This is a genomic window from Luteimonas sp. BLCC-B24 (genome assembly GCF_028550595.1).
In the GTDB taxonomy this organism is placed as follows: domain Bacteria; phylum Pseudomonadota; class Gammaproteobacteria; order Xanthomonadales; family Xanthomonadaceae; genus Luteimonas.
The window spans coordinates 730,551-738,490 of the sequence record NZ_JAQQGN010000002.1 but is presented as its reverse complement, the minus strand read 5'-3'; the positions used below and the strand labels follow the sequence as shown (position 1 = coordinate 738,490).

At 70.1% G+C, this 7,940-nt stretch carries 7 protein-coding genes; 4 read left to right on the top strand and 3 right to left on the bottom strand.

Features of this window, described 5'->3' with window-relative positions:
- Positions 1 to 290: 290 nt before the first annotated feature.
- The 3 genes from PQS31_RS07710 to PQS31_RS07700 form a co-directional block, all read right to left on the bottom strand.
- A complete protein-coding gene (locus PQS31_RS07710) occupies positions 291 to 461 on the bottom strand; it encodes a hypothetical protein (RefSeq protein ID WP_272762081.1) in 171 nt (56 codons plus the stop codon).
- A gap of 123 nt (positions 462 to 584) precedes the next feature.
- On the bottom strand, positions 585 to 1,727 hold the full coding sequence (locus tag PQS31_RS07705) for an acyl-CoA desaturase (RefSeq protein ID WP_272762080.1): 1,143 nt from the start codon (positions 1,725 to 1,727) through the stop codon (positions 585 to 587).
- Between the two features lie 14 nt (positions 1,728 to 1,741).
- Positions 1,742 to 2,851, bottom strand: a complete 1,110-nt coding sequence (locus PQS31_RS07700) for an FAD-binding oxidoreductase (protein WP_272762143.1) — start codon at positions 2,849 to 2,851, stop codon at positions 1,742 to 1,744.
- A 260-nt stretch (positions 2,852 to 3,111) separates the two neighbouring features.
- Between PQS31_RS07700 and fabR the strand changes: the two genes are divergently transcribed.
- The 4 genes from fabR to paoC all read left to right on the top strand — a co-directional run bounded on the left by fabR (position 3,112) and on the right by paoC (position 7,850).
- On the top strand, positions 3,112 to 3,726 hold the full coding sequence (gene fabR / locus PQS31_RS07695; protein ID WP_272762142.1) for an HTH-type transcriptional repressor FabR: 615 nt from the start codon (positions 3,112 to 3,114) through the stop codon (positions 3,724 to 3,726).
- Between the two features lie 313 nt (positions 3,727 to 4,039).
- Positions 4,040 to 4,696: an aldehyde dehydrogenase iron-sulfur subunit PaoA gene (gene paoA, locus PQS31_RS07690; RefSeq protein WP_272762079.1), complete on the top strand. Its 657-nt coding sequence runs from the start codon at positions 4,040 to 4,042 to the stop codon at positions 4,694 to 4,696.
- On the top strand, positions 4,693 to 5,652 hold the full coding sequence (locus PQS31_RS07685) for a xanthine dehydrogenase family protein subunit M (protein WP_272762078.1): 960 nt from the start codon (positions 4,693 to 4,695) through the stop codon (positions 5,650 to 5,652). Before paoA ends, PQS31_RS07685 begins: the two co-directional genes overlap by 4 nt.
- Positions 5,649 to 7,850, top strand: coding sequence for an aldehyde oxidoreductase molybdenum-binding subunit PaoC (paoC, locus tag PQS31_RS07680; RefSeq protein WP_272762077.1), 2,202 nt, complete (start codon positions 5,649 to 5,651; stop codon positions 7,848 to 7,850). The genes PQS31_RS07685 and paoC overlap by 4 nt, the downstream gene beginning before the upstream one ends.
- Positions 7,851 to 7,940 lie beyond the last annotated feature (90 nt).

The following is a 7,940-nucleotide window of genomic DNA, read 5'->3' as shown; positions in this document are numbered from 1 at the left end:
GCTTCCGCGCTGTTCGCGCGGCTTACTTTTGTCTTGTCAAAAGTAAGCACGACAGCGCCGATGCGCTGGCGAACGGCGAGGCCGGCCCGCAGGGCGAGTGCCGGAGGCGCGAGTCAAACCGCCATCGCCGGACGCGATCCGCCGCATGAAGCCGCGGCGGGGCCCCTGCGCTTCTCGGGCAACGGGGCACATTGTCACCTTTACGGCGACGCAGCCCAAACTCGCTGCTCAGACATGGGCTGCTCTTCGGCCCCGCCGCCCTGCGATACTCGGCTCGCTTTACGGCTCGATCAGATCAATAGCAAAGCCAAAGCCAACTCCAGCACCAAGGCCAAGGCAAAAGCCAAGGCAAAAGAAAAAGCAAAGGCAAAGGCAAAGGCAAAGGCAAGGCACGGTTCGAGCGCGCCAGCCGCAAAAACGACTGCGACGAAAGAAGCGTCACCTCGCATTTCGTCAAGCACGCTCGCACCGAACCGCGCAGCCCCCGCGCCCACGCACTTTTTCGATATCCGGAACGCAAACGCCCCGCACGAGGCGGGGCGTTCGACTGCGTCACGTGGCCCGGTATCACACCGGGACCACACTCACGCCTGCTGCAGCACGCCCTCCGGCGCGTTGCGGGCCCGCTTCGGACGGCTCGGAAACGCATGCCGGAGGATCCGCCACACCACCTCGCCGAACTGCCGCGGCAGCGAGCCGGTGTTGTAGGGCTGGCCGTAACGCGCGCAGATCTCGCGCACCTCGACCGCGATGGCCGCATACCGGTGTGCCGGCACGTCCGGATAGAAGTGGTGCTCGATCTGGTGGCTCAGATTGCCGCTGAGCAGGTCCATCACCCGGCCGCCGCCGATGTTCGACGAACCGCGCAGCTGGCGCATGTACCAGTGCCCACGCGACTCGTTGCGGATCGACTCCTTCGGGAACACTTCCGCGTCGGCGGTGAAGTGACCGCAGAAGATGATCACGTACGTCCAGAGATTGCGGATGCCGTTCGCGGCCAGGTTGCCCAGCAGCACCGGCAGGAAGAACGGACCGGCCAATGCGGGGAACAGCAGATAGTCCTTCAGCAGCTGGCGGCCCATCTTGCGGCCCACCGGCGCGAAGTCGCGGCGCATCTTCCCCTTGGGCATCTTGCCGGCGAACCAGCGCCCCAGCTTGAGTTCCTGGATCGCCACGCCCCACTGGAAATACAGCGCGAACACCACCGCGATGAACGGCTGCAGCAGATAGAACGGGCGCCAGCGCTGTTCGGGAAAGATGCGCAGCAGGCCGTAGCCGATATCGTCGTCCATGCCGCGGACGTTGGTGTAGGTGTGGTGGCGGAAATTGTGCGAATGGCGCCAGTTGTCGGCCGTCGCCACGATGTCCCACTCGTAGGTGCGGCTGTTGAACTGCGGATCGCCCATGAAGTCGTACTGGCCGTGGATCACGTTGTGGCCGACTTCCATGTTCTCCATGATCTTGGCCAGCGCCAGCAGCAGTACGCCGGCGATGCAGGCCGGCCACAGCAGCCACGGCACGAATGCGCCGCCGATCGCACCGACCATCAGCAGCGCGCGGCCGCCGAAGCCGCAGTAGCGCACCCAGCGCACCACCTTGCGGATGTAATCGGCATCGACCTTGCCCACCTGGGCCATCGTGCGCGTGTGCAGCGCGTCGAGTTCGGCGCCGAAGGCATCGAGTTCCTGGGGGCCGAGACGACGGGCAGCGGGGGCGGCGTGGGTCATGGACATTCCGGACATCAGAGATCGAGGACGAGATCGGACACCGCGCTGTTGATGCACAGCTTCAGCGCCTGGGTGGGTTCGCCATTGGCGGCACCGGTGCGCAGATCGCGCGCCGTGCCGGCGGACTTGCCGCAGGCGCAGGTGTTGCAGATGCCCATGCGGCAGCCCGAACGCGGCTTCACACCTGCCGCTTCCAGCGCCTCGAGCAGGGCGATGCCGCGCGGCAGCTGCAGGTCACGGCCGCTCCGCAGCAGGCGTACCGCGACCGTGCCGGTGTCGTCGGCGGGCGGACGCGGCGGGGGCGTGAAGGCTTCGCTGCGCAACGCCGCCACGCGGCCCGTGAGCAGGCCTTCGGCGGCGGCGACGAACCCGCCGGGGCCGCAGGCATCGACGTGACGCGCCGCCAGATCCGGTACCAGCGACGCGAGCGCTTCCGCCTCGATCCGGCCGGCGGCTTCGTCGTCGGCAGCCGGCGCTTCGCCGGTCAGCATGAAGCGCAGGTCGAACCCGGCCTGGCGCGCGGCCAACGCGCGCAGCTCGTCGGCGAAGCAGAACTCGGCACGCGTGCGCGCCCAGTACAGCAGCGTCACCGGCGCCGGCATGCCCTGCCCCGCCAACTGGCGCACCAGCGCCATCAGCGGCGTGATGCCGCTGCCGCCCGCAAGCAGCAGGCGCGGCACGCCCGCTGCCGCAGGATCGAGCGTCATGTCACCGAAGCCCGGACCGATGTCGAGCACGTCGCCGATGCGGGCCGGATCCAGCAGGTGCCGGCTCATGCGGCCACCCTCGATGCCCTTGACCGTGATCGTGATGCGCCCGTCGGCGGCCACCGGTGCGTCGAGGCTGTAGCTGCGGGTCACGCGTACGCCGTCGATGTCGGCGCCGAGGTTGACGTGCTGGCCTGGCCGCGCGCCCGCCCAGTGACGGTTCGGCGTCAGGGTCAGGGTGACCGCGCCGGCGGCGGCCGGTGCGTGGCCGACGATCCGCGCCAGCGGCCGTTCCCACGTCCACGTGGGATGCAGCCGCTGCGCCCAGAAATCGAACACGGGCGGTGCGACGAAGGGCGCGGCGAGCCGGCGCAGGCGGCTGCGCGGACGGGTAGGAACGGGCGTGACGGCTGACATGTACGTCACTGTACAGGCATCCGCACGCCTGTGTATACACGTGTGCATTAATTCCGCAATGCAGCATCCTTGCGATTCAGGCGCGGGTCTCGTACGACGGACAGCGGACCGGTGACCGCGCCGCCGCGTCCGGACCCGCGGCCCCGCGCTGGTATGCTTGCCCACCGTCGCCGCGATTTCCGCCTGTGTCCGTCCGCAGCCCTGCGCCCGCCAGCGACGATGTCAGCACCGTCTCCGACGGCCCCGGCCGCAAGCCATCCATCGTGCGCGAGGACCTGATCGCCGCGGCCATGCGCCTGCTCGGCCCGCATCGCAGCGTCTCGACGTTGAGCCTGCGCGAGGTCGCGCGCGAGGCCGGCATCGCGCCGAACAGCTTCTATCGCCAGTTCCACGACATGGACGAACTGGCCGTCGCCTTGATCGATGTCGCCGGCGAATCGCTGCGCGGCATCATCGGCGATGCCCGCCGGCGCGCGGTGTCCGGCCGCAGCATCGTGCGCGGCTCGCTGGAGGCGTTCATGGAGCGGCTGCGGGCCGACGACAAGCTGCTGCACGTGCTGTTGCGCGAGGGCACGGTGGGCTCGGACGCGTTCAAGCGCGCGGTCGACCGTCAGCTGCATTTCTTCGAGGACGAGTTGCGCGCGGACCTGATCCGCATCGCCGCTGCCCAGGGGCTGGCCTTCCACCGGCCGGAACTGGTGTCGCGCGCGATCACCCGCCTCGTGTTCGCCCTCGGCGGCACCGCGCTGGACTCGCCGCCCGAGCGTGACGAGGCGCTCGTCGACGAACTCGCGCAGATGATCCGCATGCTGTTGCGCGGCGCCCACGCGCTCAGCCGCGACACCGCCGGCGGCCGCGAGCGCGCCCCGCTCTAGGCCGTCCCCCGCGCGTTTCGCGTGCACGGGGCGGCCGGGTTGCTTCCGTCGGCGGACACTGGACGCCCGGTCGTGACGGTCCGCCGGTCTCGCGTTGACACGGTGACGCCCGGTGCGCATTCACACACTCACCGCGCGTCCCCTCGCCCGCCGGATCGCACGTGCACGCGCGCGCGCGCGTCGAGCCGGCACCCTGTCCCGCCCGACGTATTGACCCGACCACAACATGCGGGCGCGCATGCTCGCGCAGCCCGGTGCGTTGCGCCGTCGCGTCCCCGTCGCCAGCCCCAGACGCCAGCCCAGAGGACTTCCCATGCCGCCACTCACACGCCGCGAACTGCTCAAGGCAGGCGCGGCCACCGCCGGTTCCGTCGCGGCGCCCGCGTTCGCGCAGGGCGCGGTCGCGGCCGTCGCAGGTGCCCCCGATGCCGCCCGCGCGCCCGTCACCCGCCGCGTCTCGATGGAAGTCAACGGCACGCGCGTGGAGCGCGAGGTCGACACCCGCACCACCCTGCTCGATCTGCTGCGCGAGGATCTGCAGCTGACCGGCACCAAGAAGGGGTGCGATCACGGCCAGTGCGGTGCCTGCACGGTGATCGTCGACGGCCGCCGCGTGAACGCCTGCCTCACTCTGGCGGTGATGCAGGCTGGCGCCAAGGTCACGACGATCGAAGGCCTCGGCACTCCGGAGACCCTGCATCCGATGCAGGCCGCGTTCGTGAAGCACGACGGCTACCAGTGCGGCTATTGCACGCCCGGCCAGATCTGCTCGGCGGTCGCCGTGCTCGACGAAGTGCGGGCCGGCATCCCCAGCCACGTCACGGCCGATCTCACCGCCCGCCCCGAACTCAGCAGCGACGAGATCCGCGAGCGCATGAGCGGCAACCTGTGCCGTTGCGGCGCCTACGCCAACATCCTCGATGCGATCGAGGACGTCGGTGGAGCGCGCAGCCGGAGGGCCGGCGCATGAAGGCCTTCGGTTTCGAACGCGCCGAGACGCCCGCCGCCGCCGCGTCCGCCGCGGCCCGCACGCCGGGCGCGAAGTTCATCGCCGGCGGTACCAATCTGCTCGACCTGATGAAGCTCGAGATCGAGACGCCGGCGCATCTGATCGACGTCAACGGCCTGGGCCTGGACACCATCATGCCCACCGACGACGGCGGGTTGCGCATCGGCGCGCTGGTGCGCAATACCGATCTCGCCGCCGACGCCCGCGTGCGCCGCGATTACGCGGTGCTGTCGCGCGCGCTGCTCGCCGGCGCATCCGGCCAGTTGCGCAACCAGGCCACGACGGCCGGCAACCTGCTGCAACGGACCCGTTGCCCGTATTTCTACGATACCGACCAGGCCTGCAACAAACGCCTGCCCGGCAGCGGCTGTGGCGCGCTCGATGGCTACAGCCGGCAGCTCGCGGTGATCGGCGGCAGCCCGCAATGCATCGCCACCCATCCGGGCGACATGGCCGTCGCCATGCGCGTGCTCGACGCCGTGGTCGAGACCGTCGGCGCGGATGGTGACACCCGGCGCATCGCGCTCGACGCCTTCTATCTGCCGCCGGGCACCACGCCGCAGCGCGAGACCGTCCTGCAACCGGGCGAGCTGATCACCGCCGTCGTGCTGCCTCCGCCCCCGGGCGGCCGTCACGTCTACCGCAAGGTGCGCGATCGCGCGTCGTACGCGTTTGCGCTGGTGTCGGTCGCACTGGTCGTCCACAGCGACGGCAGTGGCCGCGTGGCCGTCGGCGGGGTCGCACACATGCCGTGGCGCAGCCCCGCGGCGGACGCGGAACTTCCGCGCGGCGCCAGCGCCGTCGCGGCGCGCCTGTTCGAGGGCGCCACGCCCACCGACGACAACCGGTTCAAGCTGGCCCTCGCCGAGCGGACCATCGCCGCGGCGCTCGCCGACGCCCAGGAGGCCCGCTCATGAAATTCGACACGCCTGCAGGCCAGAACCCGATCGACCGCATGCGCGTCGTGGGCCAGCCGATCGACCGCATCGACGGCAAGTACAAGGTGACCGGCACCGCGCATTACGCCTACGAGTGGCACGACGTCACCGGGCGCGCGGCTTATGGGCACGTCGTCGGCGCCGGCATCGCCAAGGGCCGGATCGCGTCCATCGACATCTCGGCGGCCGAACGTGCCCCGGGTGTTCTGGCGGTCGTGACCGCGCAGAACGCCGGCAAGCTCGGCAAGGGCCGCATGAATACCGCCACCCTGCTCGGCGGACCGCAGATCCAGCACTATCACCAGGCCATCGCGCTGGTGGTCGCCGAGACCTTCGAACAGGCGCGCGCCGCGGCCGCACTGGTGCGGGTGGACTACCGCCGCGAGCGCGGGCGCTTCTCGCTGTCGCGCGAGAAGGACAATGCGATCAAGCCGCAGGGTGGCGACACGCCGGCCGATTCGGCCGTCGGCGACTTCGACAGCGCGTTCGCCGCGGCCGAGGTCACACTGGATGCCACCTACACCACGCCCGACCAGTCGCACGCGATGATGGAGCCGATGGCCTCGCTCGCTGCCTGGGAAGGCGACCAGGTGACGATCTGGACCTCGAACCAGATGATCGCCTGGGGCAAGGGCGATGTCGCGCGCACGCTCGGCATTCCCGCCGACAAGGTGCGCCTGGTCTCACCGTACATCGGCGGCGGGTTCGGCGGAAAGCTCTTCGTGCGCGCCGACGCCGTGCTCGCCGCGCTCGGCGCGAAGGCGGCCAAACGCCCGGTCAAGGTGGCGCTGCACCGCCCGCTGATCGCCAACAACACCACCCACCGTCCGGCCACCGAACAACGCATCCGCATCGGGGCGCGCCGCGACGGCACGATCACCGCGATCGGCCATGAAAGCTGGTCCGGCGACCTGGAAGGCGGCGGGCCCGAGGTCGCCGTGCAACAGACGCGTCTGCTCTACGCCGGCGAGCACCGCATGACCAGGATGCGTCTGGCCACGCTCGATCTTCCCGAGGGCAATGCCATGCGCGCGCCGGGCGAAACGCCGGGGATGATGGCGCTGGAAATCGCCATGGACGAAATGGCCGAGAAACTCGGCATGGATCCGGTCGAGTTCCGCATCCGCAACGACACCCAGGTGGATCCGGAAAATCCCGAACGTCCGTTCTCGCAGCGGCAGTTCGTCGAGTGCCTGCGCCAGGGCGCCGAGAAATTCGGCTGGAGCCAACGCCAGCCCACCGGCGCCGTGCGCGACGGCCGCTGGCTGGTCGGCATGGGCATGGCCGCAGGCTTCCGGAATGCGCCGGTGATGAAGTCCGGCGCGCGTGCGCGGCTCGACGGCGATGGCCGCGTCACCATCGAAACCGACATGACCGACATCGGCACCGGCAGCTACACCATCATCGCGCAGACCGCGGCCGAGACCCTGGGCCTGCCGATCGAGGCGATCGACGTGAAACTCGGTGATTCCGCATTTCCGGCCTCCGCCGGCTCGGGCGGCCAATGGGGCGCCAACAGCGCGACCGCGGGTGTCTACGCGGCCTGCATGAAGCTGCGCGAGGTGGTGGCCACGCGTCTCGAACTGGACCCGGCCACGGCCGAATTCGTGGACGGCCAGGTGCGCGCGGGCGGACGCAGCTTTCCGCTGGCCGACGCGGCCGGCGACGGCCAGCTGGTGGTCGAGGACGCGATCGAGTTCGGCGATCTCGACAAGCAGAAGCAGCTCAGCACCTTCGCCGCGCACTTCGTCGAGGTCGGCGTCGACATGCACACCGGCGAGACCCGCGTGCGCCGCATGCTGTCGGTGGCCGCCGCGGGCCGCATCCTCAATCCGAAACAGGCACGCAGCCAGATGATCGGGGCGATGACGATGGGCGTCGGCGCCGCGTTGAGCGAAGAGCTGGTGGTCGACGAGACGATGGGCTTCTTCGTCAACCACGACCTCGCCGGCTACGAGGTGCCCGTGCATGCCGACATCCCCGAGCAGGACGTCGTGTTCCTGGACGAGGCCGATCCCGACAGTTCACCGATGAAGGCCAAGGGCGTCGGCGAGCTCGGCCTGTGCGGCGTGCCCGCCGCGGTCGCCAACGCCATCTACAACGCGACCGGCGTGCGCGTCCGTGACTACCCGATCACGCTGGAAAAGCTCATCGGGGGCCTGCCGGGGCTCGCCTGACGGTTACGACCGGCCGCGACGTCGGTGCCCTCGTACGGGAACGGCCCGCGGTGCTGGCGCCGCGGCGCACGGCCTCGCACCGGGACCTCG